The 23,343-nt window shown below is 74.6% G+C and carries 16 protein-coding genes and 1 riboswitch; of the genes, 7 read left to right on the top strand and 9 right to left on the bottom strand.

Annotation, left to right across the window (positions count from 1 at the left end; translation table 11 throughout):
• Window positions 1-184: 184 nt before the first annotated feature.
• Window positions 185-1,195, bottom strand: a complete 1,011-nt coding sequence (locus AB0F01_RS06255) for a polyprenyl synthetase family protein (protein WP_362090489.1) — start codon at window positions 1,193-1,195, stop codon at window positions 185-187.
• A 556-nt stretch (window positions 1,196-1,751) separates the two neighbouring features.
• A riboswitch (cyclic di-AMP (ydaO/yuaA leader) is annotated at window positions 1,752-1,914 on the top strand.
• Window positions 1,915-1,919: 5 nt separating this feature from the next.
• Between AB0F01_RS06255 and AB0F01_RS06250 the strand changes: the two genes are divergently transcribed.
• Window positions 1,920-2,399, top strand: a complete 480-nt coding sequence (locus tag AB0F01_RS06250) for a transglycosylase SLT domain-containing protein (protein WP_362090487.1) — start codon at window positions 1,920-1,922, stop codon at window positions 2,397-2,399.
• Here AB0F01_RS06250 and AB0F01_RS06245 read toward each other — a convergent pair.
• Complete coding sequence (locus tag AB0F01_RS06245) at window positions 2,363-3,292, bottom strand: HAD family hydrolase (protein ID WP_362090485.1); 930 nt, start codon at window positions 3,290-3,292, stop codon at window positions 2,363-2,365. The two genes, AB0F01_RS06250 and AB0F01_RS06245, sit on opposite strands and share 37 nt — an antisense overlap.
• A 443-nt stretch (window positions 3,293-3,735) precedes the next feature.
• Between AB0F01_RS06245 and AB0F01_RS06240 the strand changes: the two genes are divergently transcribed.
• From AB0F01_RS06240 to AB0F01_RS06230, 3 genes are all read left to right on the top strand, one after another.
• Complete coding sequence (locus AB0F01_RS06240; protein ID WP_362090483.1) at window positions 3,736-4,800, top strand: GNAT family N-acetyltransferase; 1,065 nt, start codon at window positions 3,736-3,738, stop codon at window positions 4,798-4,800.
• 16 nt (window positions 4,801-4,816) lie between these two features.
• Window positions 4,817-6,481, top strand: a complete 1,665-nt coding sequence (locus AB0F01_RS06235; protein WP_362090481.1) for a glycosyltransferase — start codon at window positions 4,817-4,819, stop codon at window positions 6,479-6,481.
• Window positions 6,482-6,594: 113 nt separating this feature from the next.
• Complete coding sequence (locus tag AB0F01_RS06230; RefSeq protein ID WP_362092443.1) at window positions 6,595-7,350, top strand: polysaccharide deacetylase family protein; 756 nt, start codon at window positions 6,595-6,597, stop codon at window positions 7,348-7,350.
• A gap of 194 nt (window positions 7,351-7,544) precedes the next feature.
• Here the strand turns inward: AB0F01_RS06230 and AB0F01_RS06225 are convergent, their stop codons facing one another.
• The 5 genes from AB0F01_RS06225 to AB0F01_RS06205 form a co-directional block, all read right to left on the bottom strand.
• Window positions 7,545-8,912, bottom strand: coding sequence for a glycosyl hydrolase (locus AB0F01_RS06225; protein ID WP_362090479.1), 1,368 nt, complete (start codon window positions 8,910-8,912; stop codon window positions 7,545-7,547).
• Window positions 8,909-9,340 (bottom strand): hypothetical protein, encoded by a 432-nt coding sequence (locus AB0F01_RS06220; protein WP_362090477.1) that lies wholly within the window; start codon window positions 9,338-9,340, stop codon window positions 8,909-8,911. Before AB0F01_RS06220 ends, AB0F01_RS06225 begins: the two co-directional genes overlap by 4 nt.
• Window positions 9,340-11,151: a glycosyltransferase gene (locus tag AB0F01_RS06215; protein WP_362090476.1), complete on the bottom strand. Its 1,812-nt coding sequence runs from the start codon at window positions 11,149-11,151 to the stop codon at window positions 9,340-9,342. Before AB0F01_RS06215 ends, AB0F01_RS06220 begins: the two co-directional genes overlap by 1 nt.
• Before the next feature lie 365 nt (window positions 11,152-11,516).
• Complete coding sequence (locus AB0F01_RS06210) at window positions 11,517-14,453, bottom strand: lipopolysaccharide biosynthesis protein (protein WP_362092440.1); 2,937 nt, start codon at window positions 14,451-14,453, stop codon at window positions 11,517-11,519.
• Window positions 14,454-14,562: 109 nt separating this feature from the next.
• Window positions 14,563-15,822 (bottom strand): DegT/DnrJ/EryC1/StrS family aminotransferase, encoded by a 1,260-nt coding sequence (locus tag AB0F01_RS06205; protein WP_362090474.1) that lies wholly within the window; start codon window positions 15,820-15,822, stop codon window positions 14,563-14,565.
• 599 nt (window positions 15,823-16,421) lie between these two features.
• Between AB0F01_RS06205 and fahA the strand changes: the two genes are divergently transcribed.
• Together fahA and AB0F01_RS06195 are read left to right on the top strand one after the other, a co-directional pair.
• The gene (fahA, locus tag AB0F01_RS06200) at window positions 16,422-17,639 is read left to right on the top strand and encodes a fumarylacetoacetase (RefSeq protein ID WP_362090472.1); all 1,218 of its coding nucleotides are present in this window, start codon (window positions 16,422-16,424) and stop codon (window positions 17,637-17,639) included.
• Window positions 17,640-17,859: 220 nt separating this feature from the next.
• The gene (locus AB0F01_RS06195; protein WP_362090470.1) at window positions 17,860-18,798 is read left to right on the top strand and encodes a M56 family metallopeptidase; all 939 of its coding nucleotides are present in this window, start codon (window positions 17,860-17,862) and stop codon (window positions 18,796-18,798) included.
• Between the two features lie 199 nt (window positions 18,799-18,997).
• On the opposite strand, the gene recQ is transcribed toward AB0F01_RS06195, so the two are convergent.
• Both recQ and AB0F01_RS06185 read right to left on the bottom strand, forming a co-directional pair.
• On the bottom strand, window positions 18,998-21,022 hold the full coding sequence (gene recQ, locus AB0F01_RS06190; RefSeq protein WP_362092437.1) for a DNA helicase RecQ: 2,025 nt from the start codon (window positions 21,020-21,022) through the stop codon (window positions 18,998-19,000).
• A 309-nt stretch (window positions 21,023-21,331) separates the two neighbouring features.
• On the bottom strand, window positions 21,332-21,766 hold the full coding sequence (locus AB0F01_RS06185; RefSeq protein WP_362090468.1) for an ATP-binding protein: 435 nt from the start codon (window positions 21,764-21,766) through the stop codon (window positions 21,332-21,334).
• A gap of 217 nt (window positions 21,767-21,983) precedes the next feature.
• Between AB0F01_RS06185 and AB0F01_RS06180 the strand changes: the two genes are divergently transcribed.
• Complete coding sequence (locus AB0F01_RS06180) at window positions 21,984-23,333, top strand: hypothetical protein (RefSeq protein ID WP_362092434.1); 1,350 nt, start codon at window positions 21,984-21,986, stop codon at window positions 23,331-23,333.
• Window positions 23,334-23,343 lie beyond the last annotated feature (10 nt).

The following is a 23,343-nucleotide window of genomic DNA, read 5'->3' as shown; positions in this document are numbered from 1 at the left end:
AGCGGAGGATGCGTCAGACCGCGGACCCAACTCCGTGTACTGCTGGGGTATGACATCGGGGCGCCACGGGTCCGCCTACCAGTAGGGGTCGTCGGGGGCGGGACGCGGCGGCCGGTCCGGGCCGGGGCCGGCCCGCCCGGCGCACCACGGTGCCGGACCGCACGCGGCCGGTCCGGGCCGGGGGTCAGCCCGCCCGGTGCACCACGGCGTCGCACAGCTCCGTCAGGGCCGTCCGCGCCTCGCACTCCGGCAGCGGGGCCAGCACGGCGCGCGCCTCCTGGGCGTAGCGGACGGTGTCCCGGCGCGCCTGCTCCAGGGCGGGGTGGGCGCGCAGCAGGCGCAGCGCCTCGGCGTGCCGGCGGTCGTCGGTGAGGTCGGAGTCGAGCAGTTCGCACAGGGCGAGGTCGTCGGCCAGTCCGAGCCGGGCCGCCCGCTCGCGCAGGCGCAGCACCGGCAGGGTGGCGACGCCCTCGCGCAGGTCCGTGCCCGGGGTCTTGCCCGACTCGTGGGAGTCGGAGGCGATGTCCAGGACGTCGTCGGCGAGCTGGAACGCGACGCCGAGGCGTTCGCCGTACTGGGTGAGCACGTCCACGACCGTGTCGTCGGCGCCGGACATCATGGCGCCGAACCGGCAGGAGACCGCGACGAGGGAGCCGGTCTTGCCGCCGAGCACGTCCAGGTAGTGCTCCACGGGGTCCCGGCCGTCCTGCGGGCCCGCCGTCTCCAGGATCTGCCCGGTGACGAGCCGCTCGAACGCCACGGCCTGCACGCGGACGGCCTCGGGGCCGAGGTCGGCCAGGATCTGCGAGGCCCGGGCGAAGAGGAAATCGCCGGTGAGGACGGCGACGGAGTTGCCCCAGCGGGTGTTGGCGCTGGGGACCCCGCGCCGCACGGCGGCCTCGTCCATCACGTCGTCGTGGTACAGCGTGGCCAGGTGGGTCAGCTCCACCACCACGGCCGACGGCACGATGCCGGGCGCGTAGGGGTCGCCGAACTGGGCGGAGAGCATCACCAGCAGCGGCCGGAACCGCTTCCCGCCGGCCCGCACCAGGTGCTGGGCGGCCTCCGTGATGAAGGGGACCTCACTCTTGGTGGCCTCGAGCAGCCCTTCCTCGACAGCCGTCATCCCGGCCTGGACATCGGCTTCCAGAGCCTGGTCCCGCACGCTCAGCCCGAACGGCCCGACGACGGTCACGAGGGGTCTCCTGTCTGCTGGTGTCCACTGGCGTTTACACGGTTTGTCGATAGGTCGCTGCCATCACTCAAGTCAGCGTATCCGGTCATGTTTCGATCACCGCCAGGGCCCGGGGATACGGGCCGGGCAGGAGACGATCAGGACCGGCCCGTTTTCGATCGGATGACAACAGGGAACATTTTCCGACTTTCCGGGGCGAATCTCTGCGCACTCCGGGCCACTCCTCGACATGCGCACCATCCTGCCCGTCCCGACGCCCGATTTGCCGCAATTACCAAGCGAATTCCCCTTGGCGTGAAATGCTCCGACGGCCCCCGGCCCGTGAGGTCGGTCACGCGCCACCCGACAGAGGGACGACGGGCGCGAGCCGCCGGTTCCCCGTTGCCCCGTGGCGAGTTGGGCCGTGGCGACCGCAAAGGATCAAGTGGCGCAAACCGCCCATGTCAAGATCAAGCAGCGTTTACCGTGACGGCCGCACTTGTTCCCGGCGTGTGCTCTCGCATACGTTCCGGGCCGCCGGGCGGACGCCGAATCCTGCCGCCGCCCGCACCACCCATCGACGAACTCACTCACGCACGGCAGGAGCGGGGGACCCAGGTAAGTCGCCGGGACGGCCACGCGCCGGAACGGCTCGGGGTGAAGCCGTGCCCGCAGGGGCACGGCCGGACACTCTCCCGTCCGAACCCGACAGCTCACCTCGCAGGCGTAGGAGAGGAACACAGACATGCCTGCATCCGGTCAGCTCCGCCGCTTCGGCGGTCGCCGTCTCGCCCGCACCCTCGCCGTGGCCGGCACCGGCGTCGCCGTGGCCGCCCTGCCGCTGTTCGGCGCCTCCAACGCCGCGGCGGCCACCCCGGCCGCCGCCACCGCGGCGACGGTGTACCCGAACAACCTCGACGGCTGGATCCGCGAGTCGCTGTCCGTCATGGCCCAGCACGGCATCCCCGGCTCCTACGAGGGCATCCACCGCAACATCATCCGCGAGTCCTCGGGCAACCCGCAGGCCATCAACCTGTGGGACTCCAACGCCGCCAAGGGCACCCCGTCCAAGGGCCTGCTCCAGGTCATCGACCCGACCTTCGCCGCCTACCACGTGCCCGGCACCGTCTACGACCCGTACGACCCGGTCGCCAACATCACGGCGGCCTGCAACTACGCGGCCGACCGCTACGGCTCCATCGACAACGTCTTCGGGGCGTACTGAGCCACCACCCTCCCCGCGGCGGGCGGGGACGGGACACCCGGGGCGGACGGGTGCGGCACGTGTTGGGGCACGTGCGGCACCGGCCCCCCGCCGAACAGTCGCTCGAGGACGACGGCCACGCCGTCGTCCTCGTTCGTCGTGGTGACCTCGTCGGCCACCGCCTTCAGCTCCGGGTGGGCGTTGGCCATCGCGACACCTCGGGCCGCCCAGTCGAACATGGGGATGTCGTTGGGCATGTCACCGAATGCGAGGGTGTCCGCCGGACTCAGGCCCAGGTGCCCGGCCGCCAGCGCCAGGCCGGTCGCCTTGGTGATCCCGCACGGCTGGAGCTCCACCGTGCCCGGCCCCGACATGGTGACGGTGGCCAGCGAGCCGATCACCGAACGGGCCGTCGCCGCCAGCTCGTCGTCGGACAGCACCGGGTGGCGCAGCAGCACCTTGCTGATCGGCCGCGCCCACAGGTCCGAGCGCCGCTCCACCCGCACCGCGGGCAGCGTGGGATGCGGCATCCGGTAACCCGGCTCGATCAGCGTGAGCCCGTCGACCCCGTCCTGGTCGACCGCCGCGTACACCTCCCCCGTCTCCGCCTCGATCTTGCCGAGCGCGGTCTCCGCCAGCTCCCGGTCCAGGGTCACCGACCACAGCAGCCGGTCCGTCCCCGCGTCGTACACCTGCGCGCCCTGCCCGCACACCGCGAGCCCCGTGCAGCCGAGGTCCTCCAGGAGGGGGCGCACCCGGGGGGCCGGCCGTCCCGTCACCACCAGATGCCGGGCACCGGCCCGCGTGGCCTGCGCGAGCGCGGCGAGGGTCCGGTCCGACAGGGTGTCGTCGCCGCGCAGCAGCGTCCCGTCCAGGTCGGTGGCGATGAGTGAATATGCGGTGGGTGCGGCCATGATCAGAGAATACGGACAGCGCACGCCCCCCATTCACCACGTCGGGCCCCCCGCTCCTCGCATCCGCCCCGCCCCGCCACCGCGCGCCACCCCGGCCGCACGCGCCCGACCGCCCCGTCGGGCCGGCTGCGCGCGCCCGACCACCCCGCCCCGCAGGGCCGGCCGCCCGCCGCCCGCCGCCCGCCGCCCGGTACGACGGTCTTGGAGCGTGCCCGGACCGACGGCCCCGGACCGACGGCTCCGGACCGACCGCCCCGGACCGACCGCCTCGGACCGACGGCCCCGGACCGACCGCCCCGGAGCGTGCCCGGTCGTCGACGGTTTGTGCACCAGGTGGCAAAAAGGGCAGGACGCCACCTACCGGCCATCGGTCCCCGGCGGTACCTTCCAAGGGTCCAGGGGGGACTTGATCGGGGGGTCGGGTGAACAGTGGACGCACGCGTGTGCTGAGGCCGGAGGAGCTCGGCGAGGGGGAGAGGGAACGGTGGCGTGCCCTGCGCGCCGCCGCGGACACACCGCGCAATCCGTTCATGGAACCGGAGTTCACCACGGCCGTCGGACGGGTCCGGCCGCGGGCCCGGGTCGCCGTGGTGTACGAGGGCGCGGAGCCGGCCGGCTTCCTGCCGTACGAACGGGGGCCGTGGGGGCAGGGCCGGGCGATCGGGCTGGGGGTGTCGGACTGCCAGGGAGCGATCCTGGCGCCGGGGGCGGTCCCGGACGCCCGTGAACTGCTGCGCGCCTGCTCCCTGTCCAGCTTCGCCTTCGACAACCTGGAGGCGGACCAGCCGCTGTTCGTGCCGTACGCGGCCGAGGAGCACGCCACCTACGTCATCGACGTGGAGAAGGGCTACGAGACCTACGAGTCGGTGCTGCGCACGCAGTCGCCGAAGTTCCTGAAGACCACGCTGGCCAAGGAGCGCCGGCTCGGCCGCCAGGTCGGTCCGGTCCGGTTCGTCCTCGACGAACGCGACCCGGCCGCGCTGCGCACGCTCATGGAGTGGAAGTCGGCGCAGTACCGCAGGACGGGCCGGCGCGACCGGTTCGCGCAGGAGTGGATCGCCCGGCTGGTGGCCCGCCTCGCGGAGACCCGGGCCGAGCAGTGCACGGGCACGCTGTCGGTCCTCCACGCCGGCGACCGTCCCGTCGCCGCCCACTTCGGCCTGCGCTCCGCCTCGGTGCTGGCCTGCTGGTTCCCGGCCTACGATCCGGAGTTCGCGAAGTACTCGCCCGGGCTGGTGCTGCACCTGCGGATGGCGGAGGCGGCAGCCGCCGTGGGCGTGGGCCTGCTCGACATGGGGCGCGGCCGGGCCGAGTACAAGGACTCGCTGAAGACCGGCGAACTCGCCGTCCACGAAGGGGCGGTGACCCGTCCGGGCGCGGGAGCGGCGCTGCACCGGCTGAGCCGCGAGCCGGTGCGTCGCGCGCACGGCTTCGTCCGCGCCCGCCCGCGCCTGGCGTCGCTGGCCTCGCGAACCCTGCGGGGCGCGGGCCGGCTGCGCCGTTCCTGAGGAGGGAGGGGGACCCATGTCCCGCAGAACACCGTCCGGCAGAACACGCACCGCCCGGGAGGAGATCCGCCGTTTCCTGGCCATCGGGGCGGTGCAGGTCGCCGAGGTGGACCTGCGCGGCACCGAGGCGGACCTGAGACCCGGCCCGGGCGGCCCGGCGGTCGGGCCCGGCGAGGTGTTCGCCCTGGTCCGCCGCGACGGCCGGCCCGTCGGGACGCTGCTGGGGCACGTCCCGGAGGGGGCCGACCCGAAGGCGGTCCTGGCCCGCCTCGCCCGCGAGGCGGTGCCGGCCGGCGCCGCGGCGGCCGGGAGGGCCGTCGACGCGGGGCCCGGGCGGCCGGCTGCCGCGGACGGGGCCGTCTCCGCGGCGGGCGACGGCGGAGCCGCCGGGGGCGGCGAAGCTGCCGGGGGCTGCGAAGCTGCCAGGGGCTGCGAAGCTGCCAGGGGCGGGGAGGTGGCCGGGGACGGGGAGGCGGCAGCGCCGTACACGACGGTCGTCGTGGCCACCCGGGAGCGCGCGAGGCAGTTGGCCCGGGCGCTCGACTCCCTGCTCGCCCAGGACCACCCCCGGTTCGAGGTCGTCGTCGTCGACAACGCCCCGGTGACCGACGCGACACACGACCTGGTGCACGGTACGTACGGGGAGCGCGTGCGCTACGTGCGCGAGCCGGTCCCGGGACTCGCGGTCGCCCACAACGCCGGGCTCGCGCGGGCGCGGGGCGAGGTCGTCGCCTTCACCGACGACGACGTGGTCGCCGACCCCCGCTGGCTGACCGAGCTGACCGCCCCCTTCGCCGCCGACCCCCGGCTCGGCTGCACCACCGGCCTGATCCTGCCCGCCCGGCTGCGGACGCCCGCGCAGGTGCTGCTGGAGAGCCACGGCGGCTTCGCCAAGGGCTTCGCGCCGGTCACCTACGACCCGTGGGACCCGCCCCGCGACGAGCCGCTGTTCCCGTTCACCGCGGGCCGGTTCGGCTCGGGGGCCAACATGGCGTTCCGTGCCGGGGCCCTGCGGGAGGCGGGCGGCTTCGACCCGGCCACCGGCGCCGGCACGGCCGCCCGCGGCGGGGACGACCTGTACGGGTTCGTCCGCGTCCTCTCCCAGGGGCACCGGTTGCACTACACGCCGTACGCGCTGGTCTGGCACCACCACCGGGAGACCTGGGCCGACCTGGAGACCCAGGCGTACGGCTACGGCGCCGGGCTCACCGCCTACCTCACCGCCGTCCTGGTCAACCGTCCCGCGCTGCTGCCCGCGTTCCTCGCCCGGCTGCCCGGCGGGCTGGCCCACGCCCGGTCCCTGACCGCCGTGCGGGACACCGACGGCGGCGGCACCCCCGGCGCCCACGACGCCCGCACCCATCCCTGGCCGCGCCGGCTGTCCCGGCTGCAGCGGCGGGGCATGCTGTACGGACCGGTCGGCTACCTCCGGGCCCGGCGCGCGCTGCGGGGCTCCCGGGACGGCACGTCGGACGCGGGCCCGGGTGGTGCTACGGATGCTGCTACGGGTGCCACTACCGGTGCGGCCACGCCTGCGGGTACGGACACGGCTGCGCATACGGGCACTGATACGGACGCGGCTGCGACTGCGGCTGCGGGCACGCCCGCGGGTGCGCGTACGGACACGGGTGCGGCTGCGGCTGCGGCTGCGGCTGCGGCTGCGGAGAGGAGAACGCGATGACGGCGTCGCCCCAGCGGGCCAGTGCGGGGGGACCGCGCCCGGAGGACACCGCGCAGGTCGCGGCCGGGTCCGGCGGGGGCCCGGCCGTGCCGGTGTTCCTCTACCACGCCGTGATGGACGACCCGCCCGACTGGATCGCCGAGTTCACCGTCACTCCGCGCCAGTTCGCCGCGCACCTGGACGCCGTGGTGGACAGCGGCCGCACCCCCGTCACCATCAGCGCCCTCGCCGACCACCTCGCCGGGCGCGCCCCGTTGCCGCCCCGGCCGGTGCTGCTCACCTTCGACGACGGGTTCGCCGACCTGCCCGGCCCGACCGCCGAGGCGCTCGCCGCCAGGTCCCTGCCCGCCACCGCCTACCTCACCACCGGCGCCCTGGCCACGGGCGGCGGGAGCCTGCTGCCGCCCGGGCCGATGATGGGCCTGGACCAGGTGGCGAACCTGGAGGCCGCGGGCATGGAGGTCGGCAGCCACACCGTGACCCACGCCCAGCTGGACACCCTGCCCACCCGCCGGCTCCGGGCCGAACTGGCCGACTCCAGGGCCGAACTGGAGGACGCCCTCGGTCACCCGGTGCCCCACCTCGCCTACCCGCACGGCTACAACAGCCCCCGGGTCCGGGCGATGACGGCCCGCGCCGGATACGAGACGGCCACCGCGGTGCGGCACGCGCTCAGCTCGGGCCGGGACGAGCCGTACCGCATCGCCCGGCTCATCGTCCGGCGCACCCACACGCTCGCCGACGTCGAGGGCTGGCTGGCGGGCCGGGGCGCGCGGGTCGCGCCCTACCGCGACGGCCCGAGGACGCTCGGCTGGCGCTGGTACCGGCGGGCCCGGGCGGCGGTGCGCGGACCGGAGTTCGCGGGCTGACCCGGTCCGGCAGGACGGGGACGGCAAGAGCGGGGCGGCAGGCGCGCCGCGGGCCGGGCGCCGCCGTGACCGGGCACGGGACGCGGACCGGAGGCCGGGCGAGCGGGGCGGGCGGCAGGCCGGGCGAGCGGGGCCGACCGGAGGCCGGGCGAGCGGGACCGAGAGGCCGGGACGGGAGCCGGACCGCCGCCGGGTCACCTGACCGGCTGGTTGAGGTACGGGTCGGCCACCACCTCGCGCAGGCTGTCCCACGACGCGTCGCCGGACAGGGCGAGGTCACAGTGCGGTCCGGGGTCCCGGTGGTTCCACTGGAGGGCGGCCTTGACGCCGTCCAGGCTCTTCAGCACCCCGGGGACCTCGGCGTACCACTCGGCCTGGCGGTCCGGGCGGGACGTGTCGGTGGCGCTGCCGAACTCGGAGAGCATCAGCGGTTTGTCGTCCGAGATGTTCGCCCGTATCCAGGCGTGCGTGGCCCGCTGGGTCCGGGCGAAGCTCCGCCATTCCGTCCGGTGGCAGCGGTAGTAGTTGTACTGGTTGTAACCGATCCAGTCGACGTACGCGTCGCCCGGGTACATGCGCTCGAACAGGTCGGCGTGGCCGAGGTAGCCGGTGATGATCCACGTCCACACCACGTTGTCGACACCGAGTTCCCGGAACCGGTCGTGGATGTGCCGGTGCGCCGCGACGTACTCCTCGGGGGTGCCGTTGTCCGGGGTGCGGGTGTCCATCTCCAGGTCGAAGGAGAGGAACACCTTCCGGCCGGTGCGCTCCCCGTAGTCCTTGATGCGCCGGGCCTGGACGTCGATGACGGTCTCGTCCAGCTCACCGGCGGCGATCTGCTTCCACGTGGGCTGCTGCTGCTTCGTCCCGCCCCACCACTTGCTCTCCCAGGAGAGCAGCAGCATGCGGTCCTCACCGACGGCCTGTTCCTCCGGGCTGAGCAACTGCCCCTCCCGGCGGGTGCCTTCGGGCAGCGACATGTCGTGGTACGTGTACACGATGTCGAGCCTCCGGCCCACCCGCTTCTCGTAGGCGGCGACCTCCCGCTCCAGGGTGTGCCGTTCGTGCGGCACGAAGGCGCCGAACCAGGCACCGCACGGCGGTTCCAGCAGTGCGGTCGGGCGGCACTCCTCCCGGGCGGAGGCGTCCGTCCCGCCCGCCGGTCCTGAGGCGTTCCGCAGGGCGAGCAGCGCGGCCAGGACGGCGCCGACGACCACCGCCGACGTGAGCAGCAGCCGCCGGCGCGGCCACCTCGGCCGGGCCCTCGACACGCGGTGACGGCCGGAACCGGGGCCGGAGCGGGCCACCACGGGCCCGCCGGGGCCGAGGTCGGCGGGGCGGCCCTCCTCGGCGGAGCCGGCGCGGCGGCCCTCCTCGGCGTTGCCCGCGGGGTGACCGTCGGTACCAGCCCCCGCGGGGTGGCCGTCGGAGCCAGGCCCGGCGGTGGCCCGGGCGTCCCGCAGGGCGGCGGTGACGCGGTGGAGGAGACGGGCGGGGTGACGGGCGGGGTGACGGGCGGGGTGGCGGGCGGGGTGGCGGGCGGGGTGGCGGGCGAACCTCACAGAGCGGAACCCTTCCGTGTCCGGGGCGTCGGGGGCGAACCGCCCGGTCGCGGGCAGAACGCGGCGAGCGTCGTCAGCACCGTCAGCGCCAGCAGCACCCGCTGGGCGCTGAAGGTGTGGGTGGCGATCAGTACGGTGGCGGTGATCATGACCGCGCCGACGCTGATGAAGACCACCAGCATCAGCCGCTCCAGCAGGTCGGAGTGGCGGGCGAAGCGCGGGTCACGCGCGTCGACGGGCCCCTCGGCGGACCGTTCGCCCAGCGCCGGGGCACAGGCCGTGACCAGGGCCGCCCCCGGACCCGCCGCCAGGAACGCGACGACGGCCGCGCCGCGCAGCGGTGACCCTCCGGGCAGCTCGAGCGAGGCCAGCGCCAGCCAGCCGCCGAACGGCGGCAGCATCCGGACGACGAGTTCCTGCGGTGTCATCACTCCGTTCCTCCTTCGCCGCGCAGTGCGTAGACCGTCCCGGCGCCGTTCTCCGCCACGAGCCGGAAGCGGGGCGAGGCCGCCACCGCCCGTTCGATGCCGGTCAACTGCTCGCGGGTGAGCTGCCCGTTCATCTCGGAGTGGGCGAACTGCCCCTGGGTGAAAAGGAGATAGGCGGTCGCCGGGCTCTCCACGCCGGCCAGGTCCGCGGCCAGGGTGGCGGCCGGGTCGGCCACGATCCGGTCGATGTGGGACCGCTCGTCGTCCAGGTACCAGTAGTGGTCGATGTCCCCGTACGAGGCGTAGGCGAGCGGGTAGTTGCGGTTGGCGGCGACGACCAGCGAGCCCTCGGCCGCCTCGGCGAAGACCTGCCGCACGAGCGCCACCTCCTGCGGAGGGAAGTAGCTGACGCGGTCCTTCCCCGAGTAGCTCGGGACGAAGGCCAGCGTCGTGACGAGGAGCACCGCCGGCGTTCCCCACCCGGCGAGCCGGCGGCGCACGGCGGACCTCTCCCGGACGCCTGCTGCCCGCGGCGGCCCGGCGGGTGCCTCGACGCCCGGCGCGCGCACCGTCGGCAGCAGGGCCGCCGCGGCGAAGAACGCGGCACCGGGCAGCATGAACATCAGCACCCGGAAGATCATTTCGCTGCCGTAGCTGCTCGCCACCAGCATCGGCAGGGGCGCCGCCGCGATGAGCACCAGGGGCATCGCCCGGTGCCGCAGCTCCCGTTGCCGCCACAGCCCGGCCGCCGCCAGCAGCAGGACCGAGCCTGAGAGCAGCCGGGCGGCCCACGAGGTGGCGACCGCCCCGGTGCCGGTCGGCGTGGTGCCGTACCCGGTCGCCACGTTGCCGCCGACGTCACCGACCGAACGGATCATGTCCGGCAGCGCGGCGGACAGGAAGGGCAGCGCGGCGGTCAGACACCACGCCAGGAAGAGCACGACCGTGGTGGCCACGGGCACCCAGTCGCGGTACCGGCGCAGCAGGCACAGCGCGAGCAGGGACACCACCAGCATGCCCGGGGTGAGCTGGTGGGAGATCACGATCGTCGTCACCATCACCACGAGCACCGCCGTCCACACGGCCTGCCCCTGCCGCCGGGCTCCGCCGGTGCGGCCGAACCGGCGCAGCACCACCGCCAGCACCCCCAGGTGCAGCGCGAACGCCACCGACTGCGGGGAGAAGTAGTCCTGGCCCACCCAGTTGGCCACGAAGAACAGCCAGACCCCGGTCCAGATCAGCCGCCGGTCCTCCGTGAAGGTGCGGTAGACCAGCAGCAGCGGGAGCAGCAGCATCAGGCTCGACGCCAACGGCCACCACGCCATGTACATCGCCGCCGAGTCCACGCCCAGCAGGCGCACCAGCGCGGCCTGGGCGGCGAAGAAGCCGGGCCACTGGTCGTAGACCGCCATGTCGCCGACCTCGGCCGCACTCTGCAGCCCGCCCGCGGTCAGCAGGTGGTCGACCACACCGTCGTGCTTCCACGCCCACGCGTACAACGGCGTCGGGTAGAGCACGGCCTGGGTGGCCCGTTCCATCACCAGCAGGCCCAGCACGTACGCCGCCGGCCAGCCGCCGCGGCGCCCGGGACGGCGCACCGTCAGCCAGAAGCCCGCGGTCAGCACCGCGAGGCCGGCCCAGAACGCCGGGTGCAGCGCGGTCACCAGGCCGAAGTCGTCGAGGGCCGACACGTCCGTGTGCCGCACCGCGTACGCCCACAGGGCGAGCGCCACGGTCAACGGCACGAGGGGCCAGGCGGCGAGGACACGGCGCCCGGACCACAGGGGCGGAAGGTCGGCCAGATCCGTCACGGGGTCCCCGGGTTCGAGGGGTTCGCGCTCGGGGCTCGACGCCTCCGGGCCCGACGGACCAGGGCTCGACGGACCAGGGCTCGACGCCCCGTGGCCCGCCGCATCAGGGCCCGCCGGCTTCCGGGACGGGCGGGAGCGGCTCACGGCCGGACCGTCGGACGACCCGTCCACGGCCGGCGTGGACCGCCCTGCCGGGGTACCGGCGGCGGGGGCCGGCACCGAGGTCTCCTCCGGTGCGGGTTCGGGCCCGGATCTCTCGCGTGGAGTTGCTGGCGGACGCACGGTGGTTCCCCCCTGACGGTTCGGCTCTGGCGCTGACGTCTTGCTCGGTCCTCTTGTGCGGTCCTCTTGTGCGGTCCCCTTGTTCAGCCCTCGGACGGGCCGGGCGGCTCCGGTGAGCCCGGCGGGCCGGACGGACCGGGCGGACCGTGCGGCTCCGGCGGGCCGGGCGGGCCGGGCGGGCCGGGCGGCCGACCGGTGTCGGGCGGGGCTCCACGAGTGACGTCCCGGTGGTGCGGGCGCAGCGGACGGAGCAGGCGGAGCGCGTGGCCGGGCAGGGCCGAGTCCGCCACGGCACGGACCACGGGCACCAGCAGGACGAGGACGAGCAGCAGGACCGGCGCGACGGACGCGAGCGCCCCCTGCCACACCCAGCCGCCCACCGCGACGAGGTACAGGACTCCCCAGCGCCTCGCCCACGACAGCCGTCCGCCCAGGCACCCGAGCAGCTGCCACAGCGGGACGAGGCACAGCAGCGTGCAGACCACCGGCGTCCACCGCAGCAGCGGTCCGGTGCCGTCGAGCCCCACCGCGTCCGCGACGAGCCCGGCCGCTTCCGAGTACAGGGGCCCCTCCGCCGGCCGCGGTTCCCGTCCCAGAGCGATGGGCGCGGCGTGCAGCGCCACCAGCGCCGAGCCCAGTGCGGCACCGGCCAGCCGGGGCGCCGGACGCAGGCACAGGGTCACCGAGGCGACGAAGACCAGGAGCAGCACTCCCCCGGCGGCCAGCGCGGGCAGCGGCAGTTCGTGCAGCAGGTCCTGCCCGGTGAGGGCGTCGCGCGACGGGCCACCGAGCCAGGCCGACGCGCGCACGGAGTACCAGAAGACGAGCGTGCCGAGGCCGAGGACCCCCCAGAGGGCGCGCCGGAGGAGCCGGTCGGGGTCGGTGGGGGCGGGGCCGGACGCCGGACCCGTACCGGCGCCGGGGACGGGAACGGAAGGGGACGCAGGGGGCGATGTCCGGAGGGGCGCGGCGGGCGCCACCTCGTCCCAGGGCGCGCTGCTCACTTCGGCGGGGGCCTCGCGCTCCCAGGAGGCGAGCCCGCTGGGCGGGGCGGACCGGACGGGCGGAATCAACGATGCGTCGCCCAGGACCGTCTCGCCCACGCCCTCGGTTCCGTCGCGGACCACCCAGCCCGCGTCCTCGGTCCCGTCCAGGCCCCGGGCCCCGTCCTCGCCACCGTCCGCCCCCGTGTCGGCCGGGCCGCCCACGCCCGGTGAATCCGAGCCCCGTGGGCCTGAAACCCGTGGGCCCGAGCCACGTGAGCGCGAGTCCCGTGCACCCCAGTCCACCGCGCCCGAGTCCACCGGACTCGATCCCGGCCCACCTGCGGGCGCCGCATCTGCGGGCACCGCGTCCATGGGCACCTCGTCCATGGGCACCGCGTCCATGGGCACCGCGTCCGCGGCACCCGCGTCCGCCGGTGACCCGTCCGCCGGTGACCGGCCCCCCGGGTGCGCGTCCGAGGGCGCCCTCTCCCCCGTCGCCGCTTGCGGACCGTCCGCCCCGGAGGGGCCCCCGCCCGGCCTCGGCTGCTGCTGCTGCTGCTGCTGACGAACGACGAAGGCCGGCGTGTCCACCCGGAGCGCCTCGCGCTCGTAGCCCGGGGTGCCGATGAACAGCGACACCGTGTCCTCGCCCCCGGCCTTCCGGCCGCTCCCGGCGGCGCCGCCGCCCTCACCCGGGCCCCTTCCCCCATCCGGGCCCCCGCCCCCGTACGCGGCCCGGCGGGCCCAGCTCGTGCCGTAGCCGGCGGTGGCGTTCAGCCGGGCCCAGCGGGTGCCGTAGACAGGGGCGGGGGGCGGCGGGTCCGTCGGGCCGCCCGGCCCGGGGCGCAGCGCCGAGCGCAGGCCGAACACCGAGACGACCGCGATCAGCGACATGCTGCCCAGCACCGCCCAGCCCGCGCCGGAGATCCCCGCCGGGGTGAACAGCACGGCCGCGCTGCCCAGGACCAGGACGCACATCGCCCCCTGGAGCGCGGCGAGCACACCGGTGCGGCCCTGCACCCGCAGGACCCCGATGTACAGCTCCACGACGACCCGGGGCAACGCCCCGAGAGCGAGCAACCGCAGGACGGTGGAGCCGTGTTCGGCGTACTCGGGGCTGAACGGGGTGAGGATCTGCTCCGCGAACACGACCAGGACCAGCACCACCGGCACCAGCAGCAGGCCCATCCGCCGCAGCGCCCCGCGCACGCCGTCCGCGAGCCGGCGCGGGTCGTGCGAGGCGTGCGCGGTGAGCGAGGAGGCCATGTTGATGGCCATGAACTCCATGGTGCCGCCGACGGTGTAGGCGACGTAGAAGTAGCCGTTCTCGGCTGCGCTGAAGCGGACGGCGACCATCACCGGCAGCAGGTTGATCATCGCCAGGCTGAACAGCGCGCCCAGCGAGTCACCTGCCAGGAAGCGCCCCATGGTCCGCAGCCCGGGCGGTTCCACGTCGCGGTCGGCGGCGGCCTGGCGCGGGATGAGACGGCGGAAGATCAGCCAGCCCAGGGGCAGCGTGGAGAAGGCGATCGCCACGGCCCAGGAGACGAAGATGCCGAGCACCGGCATCGCCCCGGCGAAGACGGCCAGCAGGGCCAGCTTGCCGACGGAGAACACGGCGTTGCCGGCCGGCACCCACTCGGCCCTGCGCAGCCCGGTCAGCACCCCGTCCTGGAGCGTGAGCAGCGCCCACGCCACGCACGCCGCCACGAACAGGGCTCCGGCGGACAGCGTGCCGAGGGGTGCGTACGAGGCGCCCCACTGGTCGAGCGTGAGCAGGAAGACGCCCGCCGCCAGGGCGACGACCAGCGAACTCGCCCCGTACACGCCCCACACGAGACGTGCGGTCTCCCGCCCGGCCCGGGGGACGAAGCGCACCACGGCGCCGATCATGGTGGTGGCCGTGATGCTGGCGAGCAGCCGCATCGCGGCGATCGCGGCGGACCCCTGGCCGACGGCGTCCTCGGAGTAGTAGCGCGCGGCGACCAGCCAGAAGCCGAGACCGAGGACGGCCGACACCCCGGTGCTGAGCATGAGGAAGTAGGCGTTCTTGAACAGCGAGTCGGAGCCGCCCGCGGCCCCCGGCCGGGGCTCCGGCCGGCTGCCGCCGCGGCGCACCGCGGCGGGCTCGTGCACCCGGGTCTCAGCCACCGGTGTCCCGCTCCCCCGGTGCCGGTCCGGGCCGGCGGGTGAGCGCCCGCGGCGGTTCGGCGGGCGGGATGCCGGACCGCCGGAGCACGTCCAGGGCCTCCCGGGCCCGCAGCGGGTCGACGGGCAGCGCGTGCCGGGCGAACCAGCGGGCCGCCGCGGGCGCCGGCGACGGGTCGGTGAACGCGGGACCGGCGTAGTCGTCCAGCGGCGGGTCGTAGAGGTAGCCGACGACGATGCCGCGGCGGGCCAGCGCCGCCCGCGCCGCGTCCCGGTCCGCCACCAGCAGTGGGACCCGGAACAGCGGCTGCACCGCGCCGTCCGCTCGGGGGCGGGCCCAACGGGACGCGAGCAGCGTGGCGGTGCCGGCCCGGTGGGCGGCGAGGATCTCGTCGAGCCGGGCGAGCCGCCGCCCGATGCGGCGCAGCCGTGCGGGGCCCGGCTCCAGCCGGTAGTCGTGCAGGTCGACGCGGACCCAGGGGTCGTGGGCGCCGAGGTCCGGCGCGGTGGCCGCGGCGCGGCTCAGCTCCTCGGGGCGCAGGGGCATCCGGATGCCCTCGCGTTCCGTCAGGCCCAGCAGGTCGAGCGTGGCCCAGGCGGCCCGGCGCAGCCCGAGCCGCCGCACCGCCGCCTCCGCGTACGGGCGGACGGCGTAGGCGAGTTCGGACCGGAAGCGGCGCGGGAGGAGCAGGTCGTCGCGGGCCGCGCGGAACGCGTCGGCGAGGCCCGGGTCGGCGACCGCGAGCAGGCCGCCCGCCTTGGCTCCGACGTGCTTGGACAGGCTGAAGACCGACGCGTCGCCCCAGGCCCCGACCGGCCGGCCACCGGTCTCGCTTCCGATGGCGTGGGCCGCGTCCTCGATCAGCGGGATGCCCAGCGACGCGCACCGGGCGCGCAGTTCCGGCGCCGGGTCGGGGTTGCCGTAGAGGTTCGTGGTGAGCACGGCGGAGAGCGAACCCCAGACGTCGTCGGGCACCGCGCCGACGTCGAGGGACCCGTCGAACGGGTCGAGCGGCGCCTGCACCGGACGCAGTCCGGCGGCCAGCACCACGAAGAGGATGACGTCGTCGTTGACCGGCGACATCAGCACCCGGCCGCCGGGCGGGCACCAGTGGCGCAGCGCCACGTACAGCCCGAGCCGGCACGACGGCATGTACACGCTTTCCCGGCCGAGCCGGGCCCGCAGGATCTCCTCCAGCTCTCGTGGCCGGACACCCGCACGCACCGAACCCGGACCGGCCTCCCCTATGGCCATCCGCCCCCCTGAGGTGCCGTCGGAAGGCCCCCTCCCCGAGTCCTTCCGGCACCCGCCCAGAGTCACCCCGTTCGCACCGCTCCGTCAAGATTGCGTCGCGTCCTGTGGATGACGCCCGGTACGCGAGTGGTGTCGCGGACACTCCGGAACGCGCCCGCCCGCCGGCCGCCGCGCCCTGCTCATCACCGTCCGCGGTTCCGCCCCCGCCCTGCCCGCCGCCCTACGCCGTTCCGCCCGCCGCCGTACGCGTTCCGCCCGCCGCCGTACGCGTTCCACCCGCGCCCTGCCCGCCGCCACCGGACGCCGGCCGTCCCTCCCGTACCTGCTCGCCACCGTGCCGGTCACCGTCCGCCGGCCCGCCCGTGCCAGGCTCGCCGCCGCCCGCCGACCCGCCCGCGCCACGCGCTCGCGACGCTGCCCGTCACCGCCCGCCGGCCCGCCGGCTCCCGGCTCGCCACCCCGCCCGTCACCCCGTCCGTCACCCCGCCGGTCGCCCGGCCACCGGGACGGCCCTGCCCAAGAGGCGGGTGTCCCCCGTAACGTGTGGCACGGCCACGGACACGTGGAGCACTGCGCACACGAAAGCGAGGCAGCACCCGATGCCCCCCTTCGATGTCCCCGAGGGCGATCCCTTCGGCCCGCACAACCTGCCGTACGGCGTGTTCTCGCCCCCCGGTTCGTCGGAGCGGACCGTCGGCGTCCGGCTCGGCGACCACGTCCTCGACGCCGGAGCCGCGGCCCGCGCGCTCGGCTCCCCGTACGCCTCCCTGCTGGCCCGCCCGACGCTCAACGCCCTGCTGGCGGCGGGCCGTACGGCCTGGTCGGACGTCCGGCGGGCGATCACCGCGTGGGTGACCGTCCCCGCGCACCGGGAGACCGTCGAGCCGCTGTTCCACCCCCTGTCCGCGGTGACCCTGCACCTGCCCTTCGAGGTCGCGGACTACGTGGACTTCTACGCCTCGGAGAACCACGCGCGGAACGTGGGCCGGATGTTCCGCCCCGACGCCCCGGACTCGCTCACGCCCAACTGGAAGCACCTGCCGATCGGTTACCACGGCCGGTCCGGCACCGTCGTCGTGTCCGGCACCGAGGTGGTGCGTCCCGCGGGCCAGCGCAAGACGCCCGCCGACGACGCCCCGGTCTTCGGCCCGTCCGTCCGGCTGGACATCGAGGCCGAGGTCGGATTCGTCGTCGGCGTGCCGTCCGAGCAGGGGCGTCCGGTGCCACTCGGCGCCTTCCGCGACCACGTGTTCGGCCTGTGCCTCCTCAACGACTGGTCCGCGCGCGACGTCCAGGCGTGGGAGTACGTCCCCCTGGGCCCGTTCCTCGGCAAGTCCTTCGCGACCTCCGTGTCCGCGTGGATCACCCCGCTGGACGCCCTGGACGAGGCCCGGACGGCTCCCCCGGAGCGCACCCACGCCCTGCTCCCCTACCTGGACGACCGGGACGAGGAACCCGGCGGCTACGACCTGCGGATCACCGTCGCCCTGAACGGCCACGTGATCTCCGAGCCGCCCTTCTCCACCATGTACTGGACGGCCGCCCAGCAGCTCGCCCACATGACGGTGAACGGCGCGTCGCTGCGCACCGGCGACCTGTACGGCTCCGGCACGGTGAGCGGGGCCGCCGAGCGGGAACGCGGATCACTGCTGGAACTGACCTGGAACGGCCGCGACCCGCTGGAACTGCCCGACGGCAAGCGGACGTTCCTGGAGGACGGCGACGAGGTGACCCTGACCGCCTGGGCGCCCGGCCCCGACGGGGTGCGGGTCGGCCTCGGCGAGGTCACCGGCCGGGTGGTCCCCACGCCGTCCTGACGGGAGAACCGTTTCGCAGGGGTCGGGGTCGGCCGGTGCGCCACCGGTCCGGCGCCGCACCGGCCGACCCCTCCCCCCGCACCGCGCCGCCGCGTCATACTGGGCGGCGGGCGGTGCGGACGGTCCCGGCGACACGCAAGGGGAACCGGCGCGCCCGCCCCGCGCGCCCTCCCGCCGTGTCCCGAGCCGCCCTCTTCCGACAGGATCCGGAGTCCGTGGCATGACCGTCTGCCTGCTCCTGCTGAGCTTCGTCGCCGTGACGGCCGCCGTCCCCGTCCCCCGGGCGCTGACCCGGGCGACGTGGCCGGAACGGGAACCGGTGGTGGGCCTGTGGGTGTGGCAGTGCCTGGTCGCCACCGTCCTGCTGTGCTGCGTGACCGCCCTCGCCCTCGGCGCCGCCGCGGTGTTCGGCACCGTCCGCGCGCAGCTCTTCGCGCCCGCCCCGCCCGCCGTGACCGCGGCCTACGACCTGTCCTCGGCACCTGCCTGGGCGGTCGTCCTCACCGTGCTCCTGGCCTGCGGGGCCGCCTGGACGACCGCGATGCTCGCGCGGGAGCTGTTCGAGACCCGCCGGCGCCGCTCCCGGGCCCGCGCACACCTGCGGGAACGGGCCCCCGACCTGCCCGCCGGACTGCCCGACAGGCAGGGACCGCTGCTGGTGCTGGAGGACGAGTACCCGGACGCCTGGTGGATGCCGGGCAGTCCGTCCCGGCTGATCGTCACCACCGGTGCCCTGCACCGTCTGACCGACCACCAGCTCGACGCCGTCCTCACCCACGAGCGGGGGCATGCGCGGGCCCGCCACGACTGGCTGCTGCACCTGTCCACCGCGCTGGCCACCGGCTTCCCGCGCGTCCCGCTGTTCGCGCACTTCTGCGACCAGACCCACCGGCTGGTCGAGCTGGCCGCCGACGACACCGCCTCCCGCCGCTGCGGCCACCTGACCACGGCCCTGGCCCTGATCGAGCTGAACCAGCACCGCGGGGTCCTGTCCTGCGCCTCCAGCCACCGCCTGCTCGGCGAGCGCGTCGACCGCCTGCTGCAGCCGCCGCCCCGCCTCGGCCGCCGTGACCGCGCCCTGACGACGACGGCGGCGGCCCTGGTGCCCCTGGTGCCCCTGCTGATCACCTTCGCGCCGGGCCTCACCGCGCTGCCGTAGTCGAGGACGACAACCGACACCGGACCGCCGGGCCAGCACCGAGCCGCCGGGCCGACGCCGGGCCGTCGGCCGACACCGGACCGCCGGGCCGGCGCCGGGCGGCCCTCACCGCGCCCGTGGCCCGCGCAGGGCCGCCTGCCCGGCCCTGTCCGGCCCTGTCCGGTCCGGTCCGGTCCCAGGGAGGTCACTCCCAGGGAGGTCACTCCCAGGGGTCGGGTTCCGGCTCCTCCTCGGGCCAGAGGTCGTCAGGCCCCTCGGCGACGGCCTCGCGGGAAGCCGTGCCGCGTCCGGCCGGGGCGTCGGCCCTCGAGACGTCCGACGCGGCGCCCGACGGAACGTCCGATGAGGCGGACAGGCCCGCCAGCACCTCCAGCACCCCCTCGCCGTAGGTCGCCAGCTTCTTCTCGCCGACCCCGCTGATCCCTCCCAGCTCGGCGACCGACGTGGGCCGGGCCGTGGCGATCTCCCGGAGGGTGGCGTCGTGGAAGATGACGTACGCCGGGACGCCCTGCTCCCGGGCCTGCTCCGCCCGCCAGGAGCGCAGCGCCTCGAAGACCGGGACCAGCTCCTCGGGGAGTTCCGCGGCGGCGGCCGCCGCGCGCCCGCCCCGTCCGGAGCCGGAGCCTCTCGTCCGCGCCGTGGGCGCCCGCTTGGGCTCCTTGCGCAGCGGGACCTCCCGCTCGCGCCGCAGCACCGCCCCGCTGGCCTCCGTCAGCACCAGCGTGCCGTAGTCGCCCTCGACGGCGAGCAGGCCCTGGGCCAGCAGCTGGCGGACCACGCCCCGCCACTCGCCCTCGTCGAGCTCCTCCCCGATGCCGAACACGGACAGCTGGTCGTGGTCGAACTGGATGACCTTGGCCGTGCGCCGCCCGAGCAGGATGTCCACGATCTGCACCGCGCCGAACTTCTGACCGCGCTCGCGCTGCAACCGCACCACGGTGGACAGCACCTTCTGCGCCGCCACCGTGCCGTCCCAGGTCTCCGGCGGGGTGAGGCAGGTGTCGCAGTTGCCGCACGCCTCCCCGCCGGGCTCCTGGCCGAAGTAGGCGAGCAGCTGGCCTCGCCGGCAGCGGGCCGTCTCGCACAGGGCGAGCATCGCGTCCAGGTGCTGGGCGGCCCGGCGCCGGAACGCCTCGTCGCCCTCGCCGGTCTGGATCAGCTTGCGCTGCTGGATGACGTCGTTCAGCCCGTAGGCCATCCACGCCGTGGACGGCAGGCCGTCACGCCCCGCGCGCCCGGTCTCCTGGTAGTAGCCCTCGACCGACTTGGGCAGGTCGAGGTGGGCGACGAACCGGACGTCGGGCTTGTCGATGCCCATGCCGAAGGCGATGGTCGCCACCACCACCAGGCCGTCCTCCCGCAGGAAGCGTGCCTGGTGCGCGGCGCGCGTCCCCGCGTCGAGCCCCGCGTGGTAGGGCACCGCCTCCACCCCGTTGCGCGAGAGGAACTCGGCGGTCTTCTCCACGGAGTTGCGGGAGAGGCAGTAGACGATGCCCGCGTCCCCGGCGTGCTCCTCCCGCAGGAACTGCAGCAGCTGCTTCTTCGGGTCGGCCTTGGGGACGATGCGGTACTGGATGTTGGGCCGGTCGAAGCTGGCCACGAAGTGCCGGGCGTCCGGCATGCCCAGCCGCTCGGTGATCTCCCGGTGGGTGGCGTGGGTGGCCGTGGCCGTGAGCGCGATGCGGGGCACGTCCGGCCACCGCTCGCCGAGCAGCGACAGCATGAGGTAGTCCGGGCGGAAGTCGTGTCCCCATTGGGACACGCAGTGCGCCTCGTCGATCGCGAAGACGGAGATCTTGCCGCGCGAGAGCAGGTCCAGCGTGCCCTCCAGCCGCAGCCGCTCCGGCGCCAGGTACAGCAGGTCCAGCTCCCCGGCGAGGAACTCGGCCTCGACCACCCGGCGCTCGTCGAAGTCCTGCGTCGAGTTCATGAACCCGGCGCGCACCCCGAGCGCCCGCAGGGCGTCCACCTGGTCCTGCATCAGCGCGATCAGCGGGGAGACGACCACGCCCGTACCCGGTCTGACCAGGGCCGGGATCTGGTAGCACAGCGACTTGCCGCCACCGGTGGGCATGAGCACCACGGCGTCGCCGCCCGCCACCACATGCTCGATCACGGCTTCCTGCTCGCCCCGGAAGGCGTCGTACCCGAACACCCGGTGCAGCGTGGCCCGCGCCTCGCTCTCCGTCACTGCCATCTCGGCGATACCGCCCATCCCGCCCATCGACCCGTCCCCCGTGCGTCGTCCCTCGACCACTGCGTCCACGATAGGCGTCCGCGCCGACAGGCCCGGAGTTTTCCACAGGCACCGGCCCCGGTCGCGCCCGCCGCCGCCTCGGGCCGGAAGGCCGAGCACCAGGACGAGGCGGTCCGCACCCCGCCCGTAGTAGTCCTCGCGCAGCTCCACCTCGGTGAACCCCAGGCCGCGGTGGAGCGCCACTGGCCCGGGCCTAGGTGTGCTGTCCGGACAGGGTTGGTTACGGCGTCCATCGCGGCACAGGGCGAGAGAAGCGCCGGACGGCGCCAGGAGCGGTCACGGGCGGCCGCCGGAGACCGCGAGACAGCACCAGGTTGTGGTTCCGTCGTCGCTGGTTCCCCAGGTGCCGCCGTGGGCAGCGGCGAGGCGGTCGACGAGGAACAGCCCGCGGCCGCGTTCGGCGTAGTCGTCGGCTGTGCGGATGACCGGCCGACCGGTCGTCTCGTCATGCACGGCCAAGCGCAGGAAGCCGTCGCGGACCGTCACGGTCAACGTGACCTGCGCTCCCTCCCCGTGCTGGATGGCATTGGTGACCAGCTCGGAGACGATGAGCGTGGCGTCGTCGACCAGCGCCTCCAGGCCGCAGTACCGCAGTCGGGCCGCGGTCACCTGCCGGGCCATCCTCACGCGGCGTGCGTCGTTCTCGGGGATACCGCTCCCGTTCCGGGACGGGGAGACCTCGAAGCACACGCTCATCTGGTCGTCGGCCAAGCGCGGACGCTTGGGCGGGTGCTCATGACAGAGGCCTTCGGCCGCCGTGGCGGCGCCTCCTCTCGTTGGTGGTGCGCTGGTCACCTTTGCTCCCAAGGGCCTGGATCGGTACGTGACTCGTAAGAGGTAACCGCTCGGTCACTGTCTGCGGGTACCGTTGGGGCCAGGTGGGACCGTGAACACCGTGAACGCCATGGAGCTGTCGGGAGTTGAGGACATGGCCACGAGGAAACGCACGCCCAACCCTGCCTTGGACAGGCTGCTTGAGCAGGCACGATGGACGCGCACGCAGCTCGCCCAGCAGGTGAACAGGCTCGGCCCACAGGCCGGACTCGAACTGTCTTACGACCGGACGGCCGTTGCACACTGGATCGCCGGAACGCCGCCAAAGCCGCAGGTCAGGCCTTTGATCCTTGAGGCGTTGTCCGCCCGGCTGGGGCGGCCGGTCTCCCACGCGGAAGCAGGCTTACAGCCCGCCGTTTCGGCCGACGGCTCCCAACCAGTCGACACTGTGGAGGAGTTGGTTGACCTAGGAAGGGCGGACATGGACCCATCCCGTCGCGGCGTCCTGGCCGCGACTCTGTTCTCTGCGGCGCTCTCCGTGCCTGTGTTCCAACACACGGCGCGAGCCGCCAGTGATCCGGTCGCTCCCGGCAAGGCCACCGTCCGGATCGGTGCATCCCAAGTCGCTTCGGTTCGCTCCATGACGGAGCGGATCGCCGACATCCTCGATGAGCTCGGCGCCGGCCACGCCCGCCCCATGGCGGCTGCATTCCTCGTCAACACCGTCGGCCCATGGCTCAGGGCGCAGGCTTCCGCCCCGGTGAAACGGAGCATGCTTGCCGCAGCATCGGACCTGACGTACCTGACCGGCTGGATGGCCATGTACGAGAAGGCCCACGGCCTTGGCCAGACGTACTACTCCCAAGCACTCAAACTCGCCAACGAGGCGGACGACCACGTCACCTACTGCCGCACACTGCGCGGGATGTCGCTCCAGGCGTCGAACCTGCGACACGGGCGGATGTCGCTGGAGCTGGCGGACTCCGCGGCCGAGGCCGCACCGTCGGCGGGCCCGCGTCTGGTGGCGTTCCTGCGCGGGCAACAGGCCCACGCGGCGAGCATGGTCGGGGACCGCCGCCAGGCGCACACCCGGCTCCGGGAGGCCGAGACTGCGCTCGCGAAGGCCGACGACCGGCGCGACGCGATCGGCGGGTACGACCAGACCGCCTACCTCTTCCACGTCTCTCATGTGCTGTTGGAGGAGAACGACCTGCCCGGCAGCATCAGCGCCCTACGGCAGTCCATCAAGGTCCAGCCGGCCAACGAACGGCAAGGCCGTGTCCACGCCTACGCGCTCCTGGCGCAGCGACAACTCAGGTACGGGCACCTGGAAACCTCGTGCGAGTCGTGGAGCCGGTTCCTGGACGAATACGAGCATGTGTCGTCCGTCCGTGGCGACGACCATTTCGCCACGATGCGCAAGGAGCTCGCGCCGTACGCCAAGACACGGGCCGTGCGGGCTCTGTCCAGCCGAGTGCGTGAGGTTGCAGCGGCCAAGGCCTGAGACCGGGAGT

It is taken from the genome of Streptomyces sp. NPDC029526 (assembly GCF_040637405.1).
Classification (GTDB): Bacteria; Actinomycetota; Actinomycetes; order Streptomycetales; family Streptomycetaceae; genus Streptomyces.
This window is presented reverse-complemented; position numbering and strand designations above follow the sequence as displayed.

Excerpts from the sequence above, each read along its gene's own strand:
- AB0F01_RS06180 (WP_362092434.1), top strand. The coding sequence starts at position 21,984 with ATGGCCACGAGGAAACGCACGCCCAACCCTGCCTTGGACAGGCTGCTT.
- recQ (WP_362092437.1), bottom strand. The coding sequence starts at position 21,022 with ATGGGCGGGATGGGCGGTATCGCCGAGATGGCAGTGACGGAGAGCGAG.
- AB0F01_RS06210 (WP_362092440.1), bottom strand. The coding sequence starts at position 14,453 with ATGCTCAGCACCGGGGTGTCGGCCGTCCTCGGTCTCGGCTTCTGGCTG.
- AB0F01_RS06250 (WP_362090487.1), top strand. The coding sequence starts at position 1,920 with ATGCCTGCATCCGGTCAGCTCCGCCGCTTCGGCGGTCGCCGTCTCGCC.
- AB0F01_RS06235 (WP_362090481.1), top strand. The coding sequence starts at position 4,817 with ATGTCCCGCAGAACACCGTCCGGCAGAACACGCACCGCCCGGGAGGAG.
- AB0F01_RS06195 (WP_362090470.1), top strand. The coding sequence starts at position 17,860 with ATGACCGTCTGCCTGCTCCTGCTGAGCTTCGTCGCCGTGACGGCCGCC.
- AB0F01_RS06230 (WP_362092443.1), top strand. The coding sequence starts at position 6,595 with ATGGACGACCCGCCCGACTGGATCGCCGAGTTCACCGTCACTCCGCGC.
- AB0F01_RS06205 (WP_362090474.1), bottom strand. The coding sequence starts at position 15,822 with ATGGCCATAGGGGAGGCCGGTCCGGGTTCGGTGCGTGCGGGTGTCCGG.
- AB0F01_RS06220 (WP_362090477.1), bottom strand. The coding sequence starts at position 9,340 with ATGACACCGCAGGAACTCGTCGTCCGGATGCTGCCGCCGTTCGGCGGC.
- AB0F01_RS06245 (WP_362090485.1), bottom strand. The coding sequence starts at position 3,292 with ATGGCCGCACCCACCGCATATTCACTCATCGCCACCGACCTGGACGGG.
- fahA (WP_362090472.1), top strand. The coding sequence starts at position 16,422 with ATGCCCCCCTTCGATGTCCCCGAGGGCGATCCCTTCGGCCCGCACAAC.